The sequence below is a fragment of the Pseudomonas sp. EL_65y_Pfl2_R96 genome (assembly GCF_963970905.1).
In the GTDB taxonomy this organism is placed as follows: domain Bacteria; phylum Pseudomonadota; class Gammaproteobacteria; order Pseudomonadales; family Pseudomonadaceae; genus Aquipseudomonas.
Genome location: NZ_CAXAQH010000477.1, coordinates 1 through 255, shown reverse-complemented (window position 1 = coordinate 255; position 255 = coordinate 1). Strand labels below are relative to the sequence as shown.

The 255-nt window shown below is 62.0% G+C and carries 1 protein-coding gene; it reads left to right on the top strand.

Going from position 1 to position 255, the window contains the following annotated elements:
• Window positions 1-255, top strand: a 255-nt coding sequence (locus AACY49_RS31655; RefSeq protein WP_339528304.1) for a hypothetical protein, incomplete at both ends; no start/stop codon positions are given.

Sequence of the window (255 nt, the reverse complement as noted above, 5' to 3'; positions counted from 1 at the left end):
ATCGAAATCGGCAGCCGCAACAACGCCCCCACGCCGCAGCACAAAATCCAGGACATCTACCTCTTCCACATCGACCTTTCCCGGCCGGACACGCCTTTTTGTTTCGAACAGTCCATCGGTGGCGGCCGTTGCGAGCAGGGTGGGGCAGCGTGGTTGGCGGCGTCGGAGCTTGAGGCCTGGCCGGGTGAGTGGCGTCTGCATTTGCAGAAGTCCGGTTGTGGTTGGGTCGCTGAGTTGGTGGATGGTCATCCGGGT